Source organism: Cellulomonas aerilata (assembly GCF_007991755.1).
Classification (GTDB): Bacteria; Actinomycetota; Actinomycetes; order Actinomycetales; family Cellulomonadaceae; genus Pengzhenrongella; species Pengzhenrongella aerilata.
Map to the genome: position 1 here is coordinate 391588 of NZ_BJYY01000001.1, position 17918 is coordinate 409505.

The window sequence follows — 17918 nt, forward strand, 5'->3', positions numbered from 1 at the left end:
TCAGCCGATCGCCTTGGTCCAGGCCCCGGACACCCCCGTCGGGCGGAAGCCGAGCGCCACGTTGATGCGCAGCATGTAGCTGTTCTCCTCGGCGTTCCAGGTGTGCACGCGGCGCGCGTCCGGCCGGATCTCGGCGAGGCGCTCGAGGTTGACCGCCTTGACGAGCTGACCCAGCCGGTGACCCCGGTGCTCGCGCAGCACGAGGGTGTCCTCCTGGAACACGACCTCGGGCGCCTCCAGCGGGTACTCCACCTCGGTGAACGCCACCAGCGTCCCGCTGGGCACGTGGACCGCCGCGGTGACCAGCGAGCCGCGGCCGCTGCGTGCGCTGGTCTCCTCCGCGGCCCGGATGCGGTCGGCGTCCCACGGGTCCTCCTCGATCTCGAGCCCTCCCCTCGGGGCGTCGGTGCTCATCCGCGTCTCCAGGACGGCGAAGTGGTCGACCCACTCGTCCGGGCACCGCCCCTGCCAGGTGACCACCGCGTAGTCCGCACCGGCCCTGTCCTGCGCCTCGTCGCGCAGCGACGCCAGCAGGGTGCCGGCGACCGGGAGGTGCAGGACGCTGTAGCGGTCGGCCTGCTCCAGGGCGAGGCCGTGGCGGGCGGCGAAGCGGGCGAACGGGTCGTCGCGGGCGATGCGTCCGGCGCCCGTCGGTGGCGTCAGCGCGTCGGCGTCGTCGGCGGGTGGCTCGGAGGTGTGGTCGCTCTCCAGGATGAGCAGCCGGCGCCCGAGCGCGCGCGTGCGCTCCTCCGCCGCGGCGAGGAGCGCGGTGCCCACACCGCGGTGCCGGTGCTCGGGATGCACGACCAGGGAGGCCTCGGTCAGGTGCGTGTTGCCGGCCTGCGGGGCACGGAGGGACAGCGCGCCGACGACCTGGTGGGGATCGTCCGGGTGCGTGGCGACGACGGTGGACCGTGCCGTGTAGCGCTGGTCGTGCAGGGCGACGAGCGCCTCGGCGGCCGAGTAGGCGAGGTCGGCGTTGCCCCAGTCGTGGGTCATGGCGACCCGCTCGAGGTCGGCGACGGCGTGCAGGCCCCAGGCGTCGTCGTCGTCCAGGGACGCGGGGACGGGCAGGTCCCGCACGAGCCAGGGGACGGTCGTCGTGTCGCTCACCGGCCGAGCGTGCGCCGGTGGGCGCGCCGTCGTCCAGCGATTTGGGCAGGCACGGTGCGGCCCGATGCGGCCGTGTGCGGTCCGGCGTGCCCAGCCGGGGTGGTCCGGCGTGACTGGCCGGGGTGGTCCGGCGTACCCGGCCGGGTTGGCCGGGCCGGCGGCGGCCGCCGGGTACGGACGCGCGGTTAGGCTCCGCCGCATGGTGTGGCTCGAGGTCGTCGGCTGGCTCGGTTCGATCCTGGTGGTCGTCTCCCTCACGGTGGCCGGGGTGTGGCGCTTCCGGGTCCTCAACCTCGCCGGTGCGCTCATCGCCACCGGGTACAACGCGTGGCTGGAGATCTGGCCGTTCGCCGCGATGAACGGCGCGATCTCGGTGATCGACCTGTACTGGTTGGTCCGCCTGCACCGGGAGCGTCACGACGACGCGACCTACGACGTCCTGGAGGTCGGGCCGGACGACGCCTACCTGGCCCGGACGCTGCGGACCCACGCGGACGACATCGCCCGCTTCTACCCGGCCTTCACCGACCGGGGCCCCGCCGGTCGGCACGCCTTCCTGGTGCTGCGCGGCGACGAGACGGTCGGCGTCGTCGTGGTCCGCGACCGGGGCGAGGGCGTCGCGCAGATCGAGCTGGACTACGTGACGCCGCGGTTCCGCGACTTCACGCCCGGCGAGTTCGTCTACCGCCGCAGCGGCGTCTTCGCGCGGCACGGGTTCCGCCGCCTGGTCGTCCCGCGCGACGTCGTGGGGTCGCAGGACTACTACGCGCGCGTCGGCTTCGCGGCGACGGACGAGGGGTGGGCACGGGATGTCGAGCCGGCGGGCGTGCGGTAGCGCGGGCTAAACCTGGGGAGGTCATCCCGGTGGCCGGGGGTGCACCTCGCCGCCTACCTCGCGGCCGGTGGCGTCGGTGAAGGTCCATCGGCCGGTGCGTGTGTGGATCTCGATGCCGCGTCGGTGGACGTGGTCGTGGTGGTACCAGCACAGCAGAATCCCGTTGTCGACGCCGGTGTTCCCGTGGTCGCGTGACCAGTGGCGCACGTGGTGTCCTTCGCAGATCGCCGGTGGTGCGGTGCAGCCGGGGAAGCGGCAATGGCGGTCGCGGGCGATGATCGCGTTTCGGCGGGCGCCGGTGAAGGTCCGTTCCGCCCGCCCCACGTCGAGGACTTCCGACCCGGGTCCGAAGATGTACCGGTTGAGCTCGCCGTCGCACGCCAGCCGGTCCAGCAGAATGCGCGGCACCGGGGTGCCGTCCGCGAACTGCGGGCCGTTCGCTACCGTCTGCGGCGTGAGCCCCGGGGTGAGCCGCGGCAGCGGCTGGTGGTCCTGGCGGGCGACGGCGCGGTCGACCAGGTTCTGCAGCGTCTGGTGGGTCACCAGCACCCCGATGCGGGGCCGCACCGCCCGCCCGGTCCCGGTCAGCCCGTGCTCGAGGACCACCCGGGCGAGGTCGCCCAGCGCCTGCGCGCGCCGTTGGTCGGCCGTGCGGGTGTCCCCGGCCGCCGGCACGGGGGTCAGCGCGGTCAGGGCGGTCCGCAGGGTCTGCCCGGCCGCCACGGTGAGGAACCCCTGCACGTGGTACCCGTCCAGGGTGGGGGACACCTGCAGGTGCTGCCGGTCGCATGCCTCGACGTACCCGCGGTCGTCCGCGTCCGGGTCCGCCGCCGCGGCCCACCGCCCCACCAGGGTGCGGAAGTCGTCCACCGGGTGGTGCGTCGCCTGCGCGACCAGCCACGCCTCGTCGCACACCTGGCCGCCGTCGTCGCTGTCGGCACCGCTCCGGTCCTCGTCGCTGTCGTCGCCGTGGTCGTCGCGTCCGGGTGCGGCCAGGGCCGCCCGGCGCAGGTCCGTGGTCGGCGCCAGGGCGGCGAGGACCTGGGCGTGCTCGACCCCGATCTCACCGGCCGCCGCGGCGGCCGCGGTCAGCGGCAGGTGGTCAGCGGCAGGTGGTCGCGCAGCGCCCGCCCGAGCCGCACCGTGACCTGGGCGGTGCGGGCGCTGACGTCGTACCGGCGCGCGACCCAGGTCGACAGCGACCGCGCCTGGGTCGACCACAGCCCGTCCGCCTCGATGACCGCGACCATCCGCGCCTGGCGCACCGCCAGGCGGCTGCGTGCCTGCCCGATCACCGCGGCCACCGCGTCGGCCGCCCGACCGTCCACGTCCACCTCGTCCAACGACCCCAGCCCGTCGACCGCCGCCAGCAGCGCCACCAACGGACCGGCGACCTCGGGCGCCAGGTCCGACAGGTCCACCGCCCGCACGGGAGGAAGGGCGCTGCCGAATCGCACGTCATCAGCCACCACCCTCACCCCATTCCTTCCCGCACCGCACCGCACCGCACCGCACCGCACGGCGACCCATTCCTGGTCGACTCATCCGGCCTCTTCTACGCCTCCATGCTAGAACTCGCCACTGACATTCCCTGCGGACCGGTCGAATGCTGTGCACGGTCGCTCGCCGGGGTGACCTGTGGACACATAACCGTCCCGATACCGCAGTTTCCGGAGCACACAGCGAGGCGGGGCGCACGACGACTGACCGATGACGAATTCGACGTGACCCGTCCGGACGGGCTTGTCCGTTCATGTCCGCCCACCGCCCCCGGCCGCCTTCCCCAGTCGTCGCCGCGGACCGCGACCACCTGACGCCCACCCCACCCGCCCGGACTCCGCGGTGACCGCCCACCCGCTCGCTGCACGTGGTGGTCACCAACGCGACCAACGGAGCACTGACCCCCAGGCGGGAACAACCACCCCCGCGACGTAGTTGAGCCAGACAGACTCAAGTTCACCGCGGCCAACTTGCACTCCCGTCGGTCGCCGCGCAGACTTGAGCCAGCGAGACTCAACACGCGGTCCGCGACGTCGTCCACGGCGGCGCGCGGTCCAGGTTCCACGAGAGAAGAGGCAGCACCATGGCACGAGCAGTCGGTATCGACCTCGGCACCACGAACTCCGTCGTCGCCGTCCTCGAGGGTGGCGAGCCCACCGTCATCGCGAACGCCGAGGGCGCCCGCACAACCCCGTCGGTCGTCGCGTTCTCCAAGACCGGCGAGGTCCTCGTCGGCGAGGTCGCCAAGCGTCAGGCCGTCACGAACGTCGACCGGACCATCAGCTCCGTCAAGCGCCACATGGGGACGGACTGGAAAGTCTCCATCGACGACGGCAGCTACTCGGCGCAGGAGATCTCCGCGCGCATCCTCGGCAAGCTCAAGCGCGACGCCGAGGAGTACCTGGGCGAGCCGGTCACCGACGCGGTCGTCACCGTCCCGGCGTACTTCAACGACGCCGAGCGCCAGGCCACGAAGGACGCCGGGCAGATCGCCGGCCTCAACGTCCTGCGCATCGTCAACGAGCCCACCGCCGCCGCCCTCGCCTACGGGCTGGAGAAGGGCAAGGAGGACGAGCTCATCCTCGTCTTCGACCTCGGTGGCGGCACGTTCGACGTCTCCCTGCTCGAGGTGGGCAAGGACGAGGACCAGTTCTCCACGATCCAGGTCCGCGCGACCTCCGGCGACAACCGGCTCGGTGGCGACGACTGGGACAACCGCATCGTCGAGTTCCTCATCAAGCAGGTGAAGAACTCCTCGGGCGTCGACCTGTCGAAGGACAAGATCGCGCTGCAGCGTCTGCGCGAGGCGGCCGAGCAGGCGAAGAAGGAGCTGTCGTCCGCGACGAGCACCAACATCTCCATGCAGTACCTCTCGATGAGCGAGAACGGCCCCATCCACCTGGACGAGAAGCTCACCCGGGCCCAGTTCCAGCAGATGACGTCGGACCTGATCGACCGCACCAAGGCGCCGTTCCACGCCGTCATCCGTGACGCCGGCATCTCGGTCAACGACATCGACCACGTCGTCATGGTCGGTGGCTCGACCCGCATGCCCGCCGTCGCCGAGCTCGTCCGCGAGCTGACCGGCGGCAAGGAGCCCAACAAGGGCGTCAACCCGGACGAGGTCGTCGCCGTCGGCGCAGCCCTGCAGGCCGGTGTCATCAAGGGTGAGCGCAAGGACGTCCTGCTCATCGACGTCACCCCGCTGAGCCTCGGCATCGAGACCAAGGGCGGCGTGATGACCAAGCTCATCGAGCGCAACACGGCCATCCCGACCAAGCGCAGCGAGATCTTCTCGACGGCGGACGACAACCAGCCGTCCGTGCTGATCCAGGTGTTCCAGGGCGAGCGTGAGTTCGCCCGGGACAACAAGCCGCTGGGCACCTTCGAGCTGACCGGCATCGCCCCCGCCCCGCGCGGCGTGCCGCAGATCGAGGTCACCTTCGACATCGACGCGAACGGCATCGTGCACGTGTCCGCCAAGGACCGCGGCACGAACAAGGAGCAGTCGATGACGATCACCGGTGGCTCCGCGCTGCCGAAGGACGAGATCGACCGCATGGTCAAGGAGGCCGAGGCGCACGCCGCCGAGGACAAGGCCCGCCGCGAGGAGGCCGAGACCCGCAACTCCGCCGAGCAGCTCGTCTACTCGACCGAGAAGCTCCTCGTCGACAACCGCGACAAGCTGCCCGAGGACGTCACCCAGGACGTCGAGAAGGCCGTGGGCGAGCTCCGCACCGCGCTCGAGGGCACGGACGTGGAGCAGGTCAAGGCCAAGCAGGCCGCGCTCGTGACCGTCAGCCAGCGGATCGGCGAGGCCCTGTACTCGGCGAACCAGGCCGCCGACGCGGCCGGCAGCGCCGGCGACGGCTCGGCCTCCGCCAACGGCACGCCGTCCTCGGCCGCCGACGACGACATCGTCGACGCCGAGATCGTCGAGGAGGACCAGGCCAAGTGACCGAGAACCCGACGGGTGCCTCCGCACCCGAGCCCACCGGGGACCCGGCCGCCGAGCCTCGCTTCACCGACCGGCGGCGGATCGACCCGGAGACCGGCGCGGTGCGCGAGAGCGCGTCCGCCGGCTCCGCGGCCGGTCCCGTGGACGCGGCGACCACGGGCGGGTCCGACGCGGCCGGCGAGCCCTCCGGCACCGAGGACCCGCTGGCCGGGCTCGACTTCGAGCCGTCGGCCGTCGACGCCGAGCTCGTCCAGGCGCAGACGACCGCGGCCGAGCGGCTGGAGGACCTCCAGCGGCTGCAGGCCGAGTACGTCAACTACCGCAAGCGCGTGGACCGTGACCGGACCGTCGCCCGGGACCAGGCCGTGGCCGGCGTCCTGGAGGCGCTGGTCCCCGTGCTGGACGACGTCGACCTGGCGCGTCAGCACGGCGAGCTCGCCGGGACGCCGTTCGCGGCCGTCGCCGAGAAGCTCGAGGCGACCCTGACCCGGTTCGGCTGGGAGCGCTTCGGGACGGTCGGCGAGCCGTTCGACCCGCAGGTGCACGAGGCCCTCATGCACCAGCACTCGGACGACGTCAGCGAGCCGACCGTCTCCATGGTCATGCAGTCCGGGCACCGGGTCGCCGGGCGGATCGTGCGGGCCGCGCGCGTGGCCGTCACGAGCCCGGATGCCTGAGTCCTCGCCGCGAGTGGCCCCCGCACCCCGTGACCCGTCGCGGGGTGCGGGGGCACCCGGCAGGACGCCCGGCTCGATCGGCAGCCGGGGCACCACCACGCAGCACAGCACAGGAGGGGAGGCGCCATGACGGGGCAGGACTGGCTGGAGAAGGACTTCTACGCCGTGCTCGGCGTCTCCAAGACCGCCGACGCGAACGAGATCAAGAAGGCGTACCGCAAGCTCGCACGGACCCTGCACCCGGACCACAACCCTGGTGACGACCGCGCCGAGGCGCGCTTCAAGGAGGTCGGCGAGGCCTACGCCGTGCTGTCCGACCCCGAGCAGCGTCAGCAGTACGACCAGCTGCGCGCCATGGCGGGCGGCGCGCGGTTCACCCCGGGCGGCGGTCCCGGCGGCGCCGCGGGCTTCGAGGACCTGTTCGGGGGGCTCTTCGGCGCGGGTGCCGGGGCCGGCGCGGGCGGCGGCCCCCGGGTGCGCTACCAGCAGCCCGGCGCGGCCGGCGGGGCGGGCTTCGAAGACATCCTCGGCGGCCTGTTCGGTGGCGGCGGGGGGTTCCGCGCCCCGCAGGCGGGCATCGACCTCTCCGCGACGGCGACCCTGCCGTTCCGGCAGGCGGTGCAGGGCTCGACCGTGACGCTCGCCGTGGACGGGTCGAACCTCACGGTCCGCATCCCGGCCGGCGTGCACGACGGGCAGAAGATCCGCATGCGCGGCAAGGGCCGCGCGTCCGAGCCCGGCGGCCAGCCCGGTGACCTCATCGTCACCGTCAAGGTGCTGCCGCACCCGGTCTTCTCGCTGGACGGCAACGACGTGCGCGTGACGGTCCCGGTCACGTTCGCGGAGGCGGCGCTCGGCACGACGGTCGACGTCCCGACGCTGGACGGCACGACGGTCCGGCTCAAGGTCCCCGAGGGCACGCCGTCCGGACGGGTGCTGCGCGCCCGCGGCAGGGGCGTGACCACGGGGAAGGGCACCGGTGACCTGCTGGTGACCCTCCAGGTCGCCGTCCCGCAGCGGCTCAACGGCGCCGCGCGCGACGCCGTCGAGGCGTTCGCCAAGGCGACCGCGGCCGAGGACCCGCGCGCCGAGCTCGCGGCACGCGCGCGCGAGTAGGCACGGGCAGGCACGGGCACCGGCAGGCACGGGCGAGGAGGACGGCCATGCAGGACGACGCACAGGTCTTCGTGATCTCGGTCGCGGCCGAGCTGGCGGGGATGCACCCGCAGACCCTGCGCCAGTACGACCGCCTCGGCCTCGTCTCGCCCAGCCGCGCGCGAGGCCGCGGACGGCGCTACTCGCTGCGGGACGTCGCGACGCTGCGCGAGGTGCAGCGGCTCTCCCAGGAGGAGGGCATCAACCTCGCCGGGATCAAGCGGATCCTGCGCCTGGAGCAGCAGGTCGAGCGGCTCGAGGCGCAGGTGGAGGTGCTGCGTGCGATGGCCGAGCCCGGCCGTCGGATCTTCACCGCCGGCCCGGGGGGCGAGGTCGTCGCCGTGCCGCGCGGCACGCGCAGCCGCCGCGGCGAGCGCGAGCACGCGGGCGCCGGCGCCCTGGTGCTGTGGCGGCCCTCCGGGCGCTGACGTGAGCACCACGGAGGACGACGACGGCCTCCACCCTCGCCGGGGTGGAGGCCGACGCGCACCCGGGGTCAGGCGGCGGTGCCGTCGCCCTCGACGCCCGCGCCCGCTCCGGACTCGGCCGACGTCGGCACGTCACCGGCGAGGCGCTGCCACAGGAACGTGTACGCCAGCGCCGTCATGTGCGCGGCCTGGGCGTTGGTCGCGGCCCCGCCGTGACCGCCCTCGACGTTCTCGTAGTACGTCACGTCCTTGCCCAGCTCGCGAAGCAGGGCGGTCATCTTGCGGGCGTGGCCGGGGTGGACCCGGTCGTCCCGGGTCGACGTCGTCAGCAGCGCCGGCGGGTAGGGGCGCTCGGCGTCGACCAGGTGGTACGGGGAGAACGTCCGGATGAACCTCCACTGCGTCGGGTCGTCCGGGTCGCCGTACTCGGCCATCCACGAGGCGCCGGCGAGCAGGTGGCTGTACCGCCTCATGTCCAGCAGCGGCACCTGGATCACCGCGGCGCCGATGAGGTCGGGGTAGCCGACCAGCATGTTCCCGGTCAGCAGACCGCCGTTGCTGCCGCCCTGGACACCGAGGCGCTCGGGGCGGGTGACGCCGCGGGCGACGAGGTCGCGGGCGACGGCGGCGAAGTCCTCGTAGGCGCGGTGCCGGTTCTCGGTGAGGGCGAGCTGGTGCCAGCGCGGCCCGTACTCGCCGCCGCCGCGGATGTTGGCGACGACGTACACCCCGCCGCGCGCCACCCAGCCGCGACCGAGCCCACCGGAGTACGACGGCGTCAGCGAGATCTCGAACCCGCCGTAGCCGTACAGCAGGGTCGGGGCGGTCCCGTCCAGGGCCAGGTCCGTGGGCCGGACCAGGAAGTACGGCACCCGCGTGCCGTCGTCGGACGTCGCCATGTGCTGCTCGACGGTGTGCCGCGAGGCGTCGAAGAACGCCGGCATCGCCTTGAGCGGCTCCGGCGCCGCGTTCGGCGTGCCGACGGTGACGAGGGACAGGGTCGTCGGCGTGAGGTAGCCCGACGTCGTCATCCACAGGTCCTCGGACTCGTCCGGGTCGACGCCGGCGACGGACACCGTGGTGAGCTCCGGCGCACCGGGCAGGTCGGACGTCGCCCAGCCGTCCGTGCCGTCGGCGCCCGGCGTCAGCACGCGGACCTCGTGCCGGACGTCGTCGAGGACCGTCAGCACGAGGTGCGAGCGGGTCCACGTGAGCCCGGCGAGCGACGTCGACGGGGTCGGGCGGAACAGGACCTCCAGGGCGCGCGAGCCGGCGAGGTAGTCGTCCAGGGGGGCGGCGAGCAGCGCCCCGGCGGGGTGGACCGCGCCGCCGGCCTGCCACTCCTCGCGCAGCTCGACCAGCAGCCACTCGCGGTGGACGCTGACCTCGGCGCTCTCAGGCACGTCCAGGAGCGTCAGGGCGCCGTCGCCGGCGAGCAGGAAGACCTGCTGGCGGTAGAACGCGATGGCCCGCACCACGAGGTCCCGCTCGAAGCCGGGGGTGCGGTCGTGGTGCGCCGAGATGTACAGGTCGTCCGGCTCGCCCTCGAAGACCAGCGGCGCGTCGGCGAGGGGGGTCCCGCGCGTCCAGCGCCGCACGGTGCGGGGGTAGCCCGACGACGTCATGGTGCCCGGGCCGAGGTCGGTGTAGGCGAACACGGTGTCGGCGTCGACCCACCCGAGGCCGCCCTTGGCCTCGGGGCGGACGAACCCGTCCTCGACCCAGGTGAGCGTGTCGAGGTCGAGCTCGCGCGTGACGTCGGCGTCGGAGCCGCCGCGGGACAGCGAGACCAGCGCCCGCCGGCAGTCCGGGCGCAGCACCTGCGCGCCGTGCCACACCCAGCTCTCGCCCTCCGCGGCGCTCAGGGCGTCGAGGTCCAGCAGCGTCTCCCACTCGGGGTCGTCGGTGCGGTACTGCTCCAGCGTCGTCCGTCGCCACAGCCCGCGCTCGTGGTCGCCGTCGCGCCAGAAGTTGTAGAGCCGGTCGCCCGCGCGGCTGACCAGCGGGATCTTGGCGTCGGAGTCGAGGACCTCGAGCACCTCGCGCCGGATGGCGTCGAAGCCGGGCGCACCGCCCAGCCGGTCCATCGCCTCGGCGTTGCGCGCGCGCACCCACTCCAGGGCGCGCTCGCCGTCGACGTCCTCGAGCCAGGCGTACGGGTCGTCGTCGATCCGGGTCTGCGTGTCCACGGGCGCATCATTCGTCGCCCCGTGCGCGGGGGCAAACCGACGCACGGCGACCTGCGCCGCGCCGGCGCGGCGCCACCTCGGTGACGGGCTACTCGCGGAAGGCCTCGGCGAACACGTCGGCGATCTTCGCGTGACCCTCGGCGTCCGGGTGCACGCAGTCGGCGCCGCCCACGAAGTCCCCGGCGCCCACGGTCCCGAACGTGTCGGCCACGACGGCTCCGTGCTCGGCCGACAGCCCGCGGACGAGGTCGTTGAAGCCCGTCTCCAGGGTGCCGAGCCCGGGCAGCGTGCCGCCCTCGAGGATCCAGTTCCCCAGCGCCGTCGCCCGCGCAGGGTCGGCCGCGCCCAGGTCGCAGAACGGCAGGGGGTTGTAGTACGTCGTCGTCAGCAGGACGAGGTCCTCGCCCCCGGCGGCACGCAGGTCGCCCAGGATCTCGTCGTAGCGGCTCGCGAAGCCCTGGAACGTCGTGGCGAGGGCCGTCGCGCAGGTCAGGTCCGGCCGGGGGCTCTGGACGCAGGCCGCCACGGCCGCGCCGAACAGGTCGTTCCCGCCGACGGTGACCGAGACGACCTCGACGTCGTCGCGCGCCGAGGCGTTGCCGTTGCGCTCGGTGATGAGCGCGACCGCCCGGTCGAGCTGGTCCCCGGGCTGCAGGACCGTGGCTGTGGTCACGCCGCCGGGGCCGCCCGGGATGCCGGTCCGCGACATGTTGACCAGCTGCAGGCGCAGGCAGCCGTCGCGGTCCGCGCCGCGGGGCCGGTCCTCGCGGCAGTCGAGGTCCTGCTGCAGGTCCTGGTGGAGCTGGGCGACGAATCCCCGCGCCCGCCACTGCAGGACGGTGCTGCGCCCCGCGCTCCCGGTCGGTGCGACGGAGGCCTGGCCCGCGGCGAGCGAGTCGCCGAGAGCGAGGTAGATCGGACGGCTGGGGGCCACGCGCGGGTCCAGGCCGAAGGGGTCGACGGCGGCGGAGGCGGCCGGCCCGGTCAGGACCAGTACCGCCGTGGCGGCGATCGTGGTGGCGGCGGTGGTCAGGACAGACACGATGCGCTTCACGTCGGTGCCCCCTCGTGGGTCGGGCGGCGTCGTCGCCGCCCTGGGGCGACGGTACGCCGGTCGCGGTGTGCGCCGCAGGCGATCGCCCGGGGCGGCCCGCCGTGCGACACGCGGGGCGTTGGACGACGTCGTCCCGGGCCCGGCACTGTGCACGAGCGCGACCGTCCGGTGGGCCTGTCTGTGGGCGGACGGGCCCGCGGCCCTGGCGGGGACAGGGGGTCGCGGGGGTGATCGCGCAGGTGAGCGGCGGGTCGGCGCGGTCGTCGTCGGTCGTCCCCAGGCTGGGGACGGCTGAGTACCGCTCGTCCACAGTCACCACTAGACCTAGTGGTCGGTGGTGCAACGCACCCCCAGGTCTGGTGTTGCACCGTTGTGATTCCCCAGCAGTCGGACTACTGTGGAGGTGTCGCGGACAGGCCGCCGACGCCCGAACCGTGGGGGAACCGATGAGCATCACCGTGTACAGCAAGCCGGCATGCGTCCAGTGCAACGCGACGTACCGCGCGCTGGACAAGGCCGGCCTGGACTACACGATCGTGGACATCAGCATGGATCCCTCCGCCCGTGACTACGTGATGTCGCTCGGGCACATGCAGGCCCCGGTCGTCGTGGCCGGCGCCGACCACTGGTCGGGCTACCGCCCGGACCGCATCCGGTCGATCGTCGAGGCGTCCTCGGTCGCCGTCGCCTGAGCGAGCCCGACCGCACCACGGCATCACCCGCACCGCCGCACGGCCCGACGTCCCGAGGAGAGCGCGCGATGAGCTCGCTGGTCTACTTCTCGAGCGCGTCGGAGAACACGCACCGCTTCATGGAGAAGCTCGGGCTGCCCGCCCAGCGGATCCCGCTGACGCCGGGTGAGCCGCCCCTGCGGGTCACCGAGCCCTACGTGCTCGTCCTGCCGACGTACGGCAGCGGCAAGGAGGGCGGCGCGGTCCCGCGCCAGGTCGTGAGGTTCCTCAACGACCCGGCCAACCGGGCGCTGATCCGCGGCGTCATCGCGGCGGGCAACACCAACTTCGGCGAGACCTACCTCCTCGCCGGTCACATCATCTCCGCCAAGTGCTCCGTGCCGTTCCTCTACGGCTTCGAGATCATGGGCACCCCCCAGGACGTCATCCGCGTCCGCGAAGGATTGGGACAGTTTTGGCAGCGACAGCGACAGATCCCGGCGTAGGGCTCGACTACCACGCGCTCAACGCGATGCTGAACCTCTACGGTCCGAACGGGGAGATCCAGTTCGACAAGGACCGGGCGGCGGCGCGCCAGTACTTCCTGCAGCACGTCAACCAGAACACGGTCTTCTTCCACAACCTGGAGGAGAAGCTCGAGTACCTGGTCGAGAACAAGTACTACGAGCCGGAGATCCTCGAGAAGTACGACTTCGCGTTCGTCAAGACGCTGTTCGAGTACGCGTACTCTAAGAAGTTCCGGTTCGAGACGTTCCTCGGCGCGTTCAAGTACTACACCTCGTACACGCTGAAGACCTTCGACGGGAAGCGCTACCTCGAGCGCTTCGAGGACCGCGTCTGCATGGTGGCCCTCACCCTGGCCGGCGGCGACCAGGACTTCGCCGTGAGCATGGTCGACGAGATCATCGCGGGCCGCTTCCAGCCGGCGACGCCGACGTTCCTCAACTCAGGCAAGGCCCAGCGCGGCGAGGCGGTCTCCTGCTTCCTGCTGCGCATCGAGGACAACATGGAGTCGATCGCGCGCGGCATCAACTCCGCCCTGCAGCTGTCCAAGCGCGGCGGCGGTGTGGCCCTGCTGCTGAGCAACATCCGTGAGCACGGCGCGCCGATCAAGCACATCGAGAACCAGTCGTCCGGCGTCATCCCGGTGATGAAGCTGCTCGAGGACTCCTTCTCCTACGCCAACCAGCTCGGTGCCCGCCAGGGCGCCGGCGCGGTGTACCTGCACGCGCACCACCCGGACATCCTGCGGTTCCTGGACACCAAGCGGGAGAACGCGGACGAGAAGATCCGCATCAAGACCCTCTCGCTCGGGGTCGTCATCCCGGACATCACGTTCGAGCTGGCGAAGAAGAACGAGGACATGTACCTGTTCTCGCCGTACGACGTGGAGCGCGTCTACGGGGTGCCGTTCGCGGACATCTCGGTGACCGAGAAGTACCACGAGATGGTCGACGACGGCCGGATCCGCAAGACGAAGATCAACGCCCGCGAGTTCTTCCAGACGCTGGCGGAGATCCAGTTCGAGTCGGGCTACCCGTACATCATGTACGAAGACACCGTGAACCGGGCCAACCCCATCGCCGGCCGGGTGACGCACTCGAACCTGTGCTCGGAGATCTTGCAGGTCTCGACGCCGTCGGAGTTCAACGAGGACCTGTCCTACAGCCACATCGGCAAGGACATCTCCTGCAACCTCGGCTCGATGAACATCGCCCTGGCGATGGACTCCCCGAACCTCGGCAGCACCGTCGAGGTCGCGATCCGCGCACTCACCGCGGTCTCGGACCAGACGGCCATCGAGTCGGTGCCGTCCATCAAGCGCGCCAACGACGCCGGCCACGCCATCGGCCTGGGGCAGATGAACCTGCACGGGTACCTGGCCCGGGAGCGGATCCACTACGGGTCCGCCGAGGGCCTGGACTTCACGAACATCTACTTCTACACGGTCGCCTACCACGCGATCCGGGCCTCCAACCGGCTCGCGATCGAGCGCGGCCGCGCGTTCGAGGGCTTCGAGAGCTCCACCTACGCGACGGGGGAGTACTTCGCGAAGTACATCGGCGGCGCCTGGGAGCCGGCCACCGAGCGCGTCCGGCAGCTGTTCGCCGAGGCCGGCCAGCACATCCCGACGCAGGACGACTGGCGCGAGCTGGCCGAGTCGGTGCGCCGGTTCGGCATCTACAACATGTACCTGCAGGCCGTCCCGCCCACGGGCTCGATCTCGTACATCAACAACTCGACGTCGTCGATCCACCCGGTGGCCTCGAAGATCGAGATCCGCAAGGAGGGGAAGATCGGGCGCGTCTACTACCCGGCGCCCTTCCTGACGAACGACAACCTGGAGTACTACCAGGACGCGTACGAGATCGGCTACGAGAAGATCATCGACACCTACGCGGCGGCCACCCAGCACGTCGATCAGGGACTGTCGCTGACGCTGTTCTTCAAGGACACCGCCACCACGCGGGACATCAACAAGGCGCAGATCTACGCCTGGCGCAAGGGCATCAAGACCCTCTACTACATCCGCCTGCGCCAGATGGCGCTGGAGGGGACCGAGGTCGAGGGTTGCGTGTCGTGCATGCTGTGAGGTCGTGCTCCGGCGCCTCGGTCGGGTCCGCGCGGCGGCGGCAGGGCCGGCTCTGCCCGGCGCCTCCTTCGTCGGCGCTTGACGCCCACCACACCGGAGCCGGCCCTGCCGCCGCCACGCTCGCGTCTGTCGTCGCCGGCCCTCGGGGTCGGGCCGTCGTCTCGTTGTCTCGCCCTCGTCTGGAGATGAAGTAGTCATGTCGGAGAAGCTCAAGCTGGTCAGCCGGGTGTCGGCGATCAACTGGAACAAGATCGAGGACGAGAAGGACTCCGAGGTCTGGGACCGGCTGGTCGGGAACTTCTGGCTGCCGGAGAAGATCCCGGTCTCCAACGACATCCAGTCGTGGAACACGCTCACGGCCGGGGAGAAGGTGCTCACCAGCCGGGTCTTCACCGGGCTGACGCTGCTCGACACGATCCAGGGGACGGTCGGCGCGGTCTCCCTCATCCCGGACGCGATCACGCCGCACGAGGAGGCCGTCTACACGAACATCGCGTTCATGGAGTCGGTCCACGCGAAGTCGTACTCGTCGATCTTCTCGACGCTGAACACGACGGCCGAGATCGACGACGCGTTCCGCTGGTCGGAGGAGAACCCGTACCTGCAGCGCAAGGCCGCGATCGTCATGGACTACTACCGCGGTGACGACCCGCTCAAGCGCAAGGTCGCCAGCACGCTGCTGGAGTCGTTCCTGTTCTACTCCGGCTTCTACCTGCCGATGTACTGGTCCTCGCGCGCCAAGCTGACGAACACGGCCGACCTGGTCCGCCTGATCATCCGCGACGAGGCCGTGCACGGGTACTACATCGGCTACAAGTTCCAGCGCGGGCTGGAGCGGGTCGACGCCGCCACGCGCGCCGAGCTCAAGGACTACACCTACGAGCTGCTGTTCGAGCTGTACGACAACGAGGTGGAGTACACCCAGGACCTCTACGACGGCGTCGGCCTCACCGAGGACGTCAAGAAGTTCCTGCGCTACAACGCCAACAAGGCGCTGATGAACCTGGGCTACGAGGCGCTGTTCCCCAAGGACGAGACCGACGTCAACCCGGCGATCCTGTCCGCGCTGTCCCCGAACGCCGACGAGAACCACGACTTCTTCTCCGGGTCCGGCTCGTCGTACGTCATCGGGAAGGCCGTCAACACGCAGGACGAGGACTGGGACTTCTGACCCGTCCCGCCCATCACGACAGCACCCCGGCGCTAGGAAGCGCCGGGGTGCTGTCGTCTGCCTCAGGGACGGACGGTCACGGGTACTCGACCACGGAGCTCGGCTGCCCGGTGTTGCTGTTGTCCACCGGCGCACCGGTGTCGTTGACGACGTGGTCGATCGTGCCGGCGCCGAGGTTCACCGTCATGACGTGGTGCAGCCGGACCCCGGGGGTGTCCGGCACCTCGAAGCCCCGCGTCGCGTGGAGGGACGGGTCGACGTTGGTGAACACGTACGCCCCGCCGCCCCACAGCTCGTGGGTCCGGACCTCATCGGCCACCTTGTAGGCCGCCCAGCCCAGGACGCCGTCGTGCTGCCACGCGGTCTGGTTCGGCGGGTCGTAGGGCAGCTCGTTCTGGAACAGCACCGTGCGGCCGCGCTCGCCGTTCCAGATGACGTTGTACTCGCGGTAGTGCTCGACGAAGAGGCCGGTCGCGGTGACGTCGTCGCCGTTGACGACCACGCCGTTGTCCCCCGCGCTGACGTCCCAGCCGAAGCTGCCCGGCACGCCGTGGTCGGCGCGCCACGCCCAGATGTGGTCGAGCAGCACGTGGTCGCTGTTGACCTCGAGGGTGACGTCGGCGTTGCCCACGTGCGGCCCGCCGATGCGGAAGTAGACGTCGCTCAGCGTGGTGGGGTTGAGCGGCTCGCGGTTGCGGTGGTTGCCGTTCGGCGTGCCGACCTGGAGCAGGACGTCGGACCTCTCCGGGCCGGCGTCCACGGTCAGGCCCGCGACGACGATGCCCGGCGCGTTGGCGAGCCGCAGCGGCGTGGCGCCGTCCACGGCGGTGAGGGTGGCGTGCCCCAGGCCCAGCACCACGGTGTCGGCCTTCTTGACGGCGATGGACCGGTCGACGTCGTAGACGCCGGGCGTGAGCAGCAGGTGACGGCCACGCGCGACCTGCTGGTTGATGAGCTGCACCGGGTCCGACGGCCGGGCGAGGTAGAAGTCGGTGATCGGGATGGAGCGCCCGGGGGTCAGGCCCTCGGACCAGGTCGTCCCGCGGGACGCCACCTGCGCCGACGGGACGCGGACGTTCCAGCGGCCCTGGTCGTCGACGTACAGGTACGGCTTCTCCCGGCTGACGGGGGTCTGCTCGAGCGTCGTGTAGGGCGGCGTGGGGAACGTGTTGTCCGCGGGCGCCCCCTCGACCCCGGCGAACACCTGGTTCCACACCCCGTTCGACCAGGTGCCGATCCGGCTGTTGCGGGTGAGCCACTGCTGCTGCGAGCCGTTGACGACGTCGCCCGCCCGGGAGTCGGCGATGAAGCCGCCGCTGGCGAACTGCGGTCCGGCGGTGCAGTAGTCCATCAGCGACAGGGTGCCGCCGGTGACGTTCACCCGGCGCAGGGACACCGCCTGGGAGACCGCCCAGAAGTTCGCCGTCGCCCGGCAGCCGTCCTGACCGGCGCCGTTGACCTGCAGCGTGAGGTTGGACAGCGTGCGCCAGAAGTTGACCAGGGCGAGGCAGTTGGCGGTGCCGCCGCCCTCGGTGCACCGGTTGTAGACCTCGATCTTGCCGTTGATGGTCACGTCGGTCGGGGACGCGCCGAGGCCGGCGACCTCGGTGTAGTAGCCGACCTTCATCTGCAGCGGCTCGGCGGCGGTGCCGTACGTGCCAGGCTTGAACAGCAGCGCCCAGCGGGCGGTGCCCATCTCGGCGTCCACCTGCTGGGCGTGGATCGCGTCGACCCGCGCCTGGATCTCCGCGACCGGCATGCCCGGGTCGAACACGACGACGTTCGGTCCCAGGTCCGGCGCGGTGGCGCTGGGCGGCGGCGGGGGTGGTGCCGCCCCGGCGCTGAGGCCGGTGGTGAGCGCCGTCGCCAGCGCGAGCCCGAGGGCGAGCACCGGTCGGACGGCTCGAGGCAGGTGACGCCTCGGTGTGCGGGTGGTTCGGGCGGTGCGGGGGTCCTGTCCTGACGTCATGCGGGGCCGAGTCCTCTCCGTCGAGGTCGAGCACGCGCAGTGACCGGTGTCACTGGGCCGTGTCAATGTGGCCGCGCTCCCACG

General features: G+C 71.7%; 15 protein-coding genes. 9 read left to right on the top strand and 6 right to left on the bottom strand.

The features are described 5' to 3' along the window. Positions 1-1113, bottom strand: coding sequence for a GNAT family N-acetyltransferase (locus CAE01nite_RS01715; RefSeq protein WP_146898978.1), 1113 nt, complete (start codon positions 1111-1113; stop codon positions 1-3). 199 nt (positions 1114-1312) lie between these two features. On the opposite strand from CAE01nite_RS01715, the gene CAE01nite_RS01720 reads away from it, so the two are divergent. Continuing rightward, positions 1313-1948: a hypothetical protein gene (locus CAE01nite_RS01720; protein WP_146898981.1), complete on the top strand. Its 636-nt coding sequence runs from the start codon at positions 1313-1315 to the stop codon at positions 1946-1948. A gap of 21 nt (positions 1949-1969) precedes the next feature. Here the strand turns inward: CAE01nite_RS01720 and CAE01nite_RS01725 are convergent, their stop codons facing one another. Further along, entirely contained in the window at positions 1970-2863 is an 894-nt protein-coding gene (locus CAE01nite_RS01725; protein ID WP_281285547.1) for an HNH endonuclease signature motif containing protein, read from the bottom strand. A gap of 173 nt (positions 2864-3036) precedes the next feature. Continuing rightward, entirely contained in the window at positions 3037-3417 is a 381-nt protein-coding gene (locus CAE01nite_RS18400) for a hypothetical protein (protein ID WP_246130939.1), read from the bottom strand. Positions 3418-4031: 614 nt separating this feature from the next. On the opposite strand from CAE01nite_RS18400, the gene dnaK reads away from it, so the two are divergent. The 4 genes from dnaK (at position 4032) to CAE01nite_RS01745 (ending at position 8166) form a co-directional block, all read left to right on the top strand. Continuing rightward, on the top strand, positions 4032-5906 hold the full coding sequence (dnaK, locus tag CAE01nite_RS01730) for a molecular chaperone DnaK (RefSeq protein WP_146898986.1): 1875 nt from the start codon (positions 4032-4034) through the stop codon (positions 5904-5906). After that, the gene (gene grpE / locus CAE01nite_RS01735) at positions 5903-6583 is read left to right on the top strand and encodes a nucleotide exchange factor GrpE (RefSeq protein WP_146898989.1); all 681 of its coding nucleotides are present in this window, start codon (positions 5903-5905) and stop codon (positions 6581-6583) included. The genes dnaK and grpE overlap by 4 nt, the downstream gene beginning before the upstream one ends. A 126-nt stretch (positions 6584-6709) precedes the next feature. Next, positions 6710-7699, top strand: coding sequence for a DnaJ C-terminal domain-containing protein (locus CAE01nite_RS01740; RefSeq protein ID WP_146898992.1), 990 nt, complete (start codon positions 6710-6712; stop codon positions 7697-7699). A 47-nt stretch (positions 7700-7746) separates the two neighbouring features. Then, a complete protein-coding gene (locus tag CAE01nite_RS01745) occupies positions 7747-8166 on the top strand; it encodes a heat shock protein transcriptional repressor HspR (protein ID WP_146898995.1) in 420 nt (139 codons plus the stop codon). A 68-nt stretch (positions 8167-8234) separates the two neighbouring features. Here the strand turns inward: CAE01nite_RS01745 and CAE01nite_RS01750 are convergent, their stop codons facing one another. After that, positions 8235-10355, bottom strand: coding sequence for a prolyl oligopeptidase family serine peptidase (locus CAE01nite_RS01750; protein WP_246130940.1), 2121 nt, complete (start codon positions 10353-10355; stop codon positions 8235-8237). Positions 10356-10443: 88 nt separating this feature from the next. After that, positions 10444-11397 (bottom strand): SGNH/GDSL hydrolase family protein, encoded by a 954-nt coding sequence (locus CAE01nite_RS01755; RefSeq protein ID WP_186816372.1) that lies wholly within the window; start codon positions 11395-11397, stop codon positions 10444-10446. 458 nt (positions 11398-11855) lie between these two features. On the opposite strand from CAE01nite_RS01755, the gene nrdH reads away from it, so the two are divergent. From nrdH to nrdF, 4 genes are all read left to right on the top strand, one after another. Next, positions 11856-12101 (top strand): glutaredoxin-like protein NrdH, encoded by a 246-nt coding sequence (nrdH, locus tag CAE01nite_RS01760; protein ID WP_146899001.1) that lies wholly within the window; start codon positions 11856-11858, stop codon positions 12099-12101. A gap of 68 nt (positions 12102-12169) precedes the next feature. Beyond that, positions 12170-12586, top strand: a complete 417-nt coding sequence (gene nrdI / locus CAE01nite_RS01765) for a class Ib ribonucleoside-diphosphate reductase assembly flavoprotein NrdI (protein ID WP_146899004.1) — start codon at positions 12170-12172, stop codon at positions 12584-12586. After that, entirely contained in the window at positions 12556-14694 is a 2139-nt protein-coding gene (gene nrdE / locus CAE01nite_RS01770; RefSeq protein ID WP_371862878.1) for a class 1b ribonucleoside-diphosphate reductase subunit alpha, read from the top strand. Before nrdI ends, nrdE begins: the two co-directional genes overlap by 31 nt. Before the next feature lie 196 nt (positions 14695-14890). Further along, complete coding sequence (gene nrdF / locus CAE01nite_RS01775; RefSeq protein WP_146899010.1) at positions 14891-15865, top strand: class 1b ribonucleoside-diphosphate reductase subunit beta; 975 nt, start codon at positions 14891-14893, stop codon at positions 15863-15865. A gap of 76 nt (positions 15866-15941) precedes the next feature. Here the strand turns inward: nrdF and CAE01nite_RS01780 are convergent, their stop codons facing one another. Then, positions 15942-17834 (bottom strand): pectate lyase-like domain-containing protein, encoded by a 1893-nt coding sequence (locus CAE01nite_RS01780; RefSeq protein WP_186816373.1) that lies wholly within the window; start codon positions 17832-17834, stop codon positions 15942-15944. Positions 17835-17918: the final 84 nt, after the last annotated feature.

Excerpts from the sequence above, each read along its gene's own strand:
- CAE01nite_RS01720 (WP_146898981.1), top strand. The coding sequence starts at position 1,313 with ATGGTGTGGCTCGAGGTCGTCGGCTGGCTCGGTTCGATCCTGGTGGTC.
- dnaK (WP_146898986.1), top strand. The coding sequence starts at position 4,032 with ATGGCACGAGCAGTCGGTATCGACCTCGGCACCACGAACTCCGTCGTC.
- CAE01nite_RS01740 (WP_146898992.1), top strand. The coding sequence starts at position 6,710 with ATGACGGGGCAGGACTGGCTGGAGAAGGACTTCTACGCCGTGCTCGGC.
- CAE01nite_RS01745 (WP_146898995.1), top strand. The coding sequence starts at position 7,747 with ATGCAGGACGACGCACAGGTCTTCGTGATCTCGGTCGCGGCCGAGCTG.
- nrdH (WP_146899001.1), top strand. The coding sequence starts at position 11,856 with ATGAGCATCACCGTGTACAGCAAGCCGGCATGCGTCCAGTGCAACGCG.
- nrdI (WP_146899004.1), top strand. The coding sequence starts at position 12,170 with ATGAGCTCGCTGGTCTACTTCTCGAGCGCGTCGGAGAACACGCACCGC.
- nrdF (WP_146899010.1), top strand. The coding sequence starts at position 14,891 with ATGTCGGAGAAGCTCAAGCTGGTCAGCCGGGTGTCGGCGATCAACTGG.
- CAE01nite_RS01780 (WP_186816373.1), bottom strand. The coding sequence starts at position 17,834 with ATGACGTCAGGACAGGACCCCCGCACCGCCCGAACCACCCGCACACCG.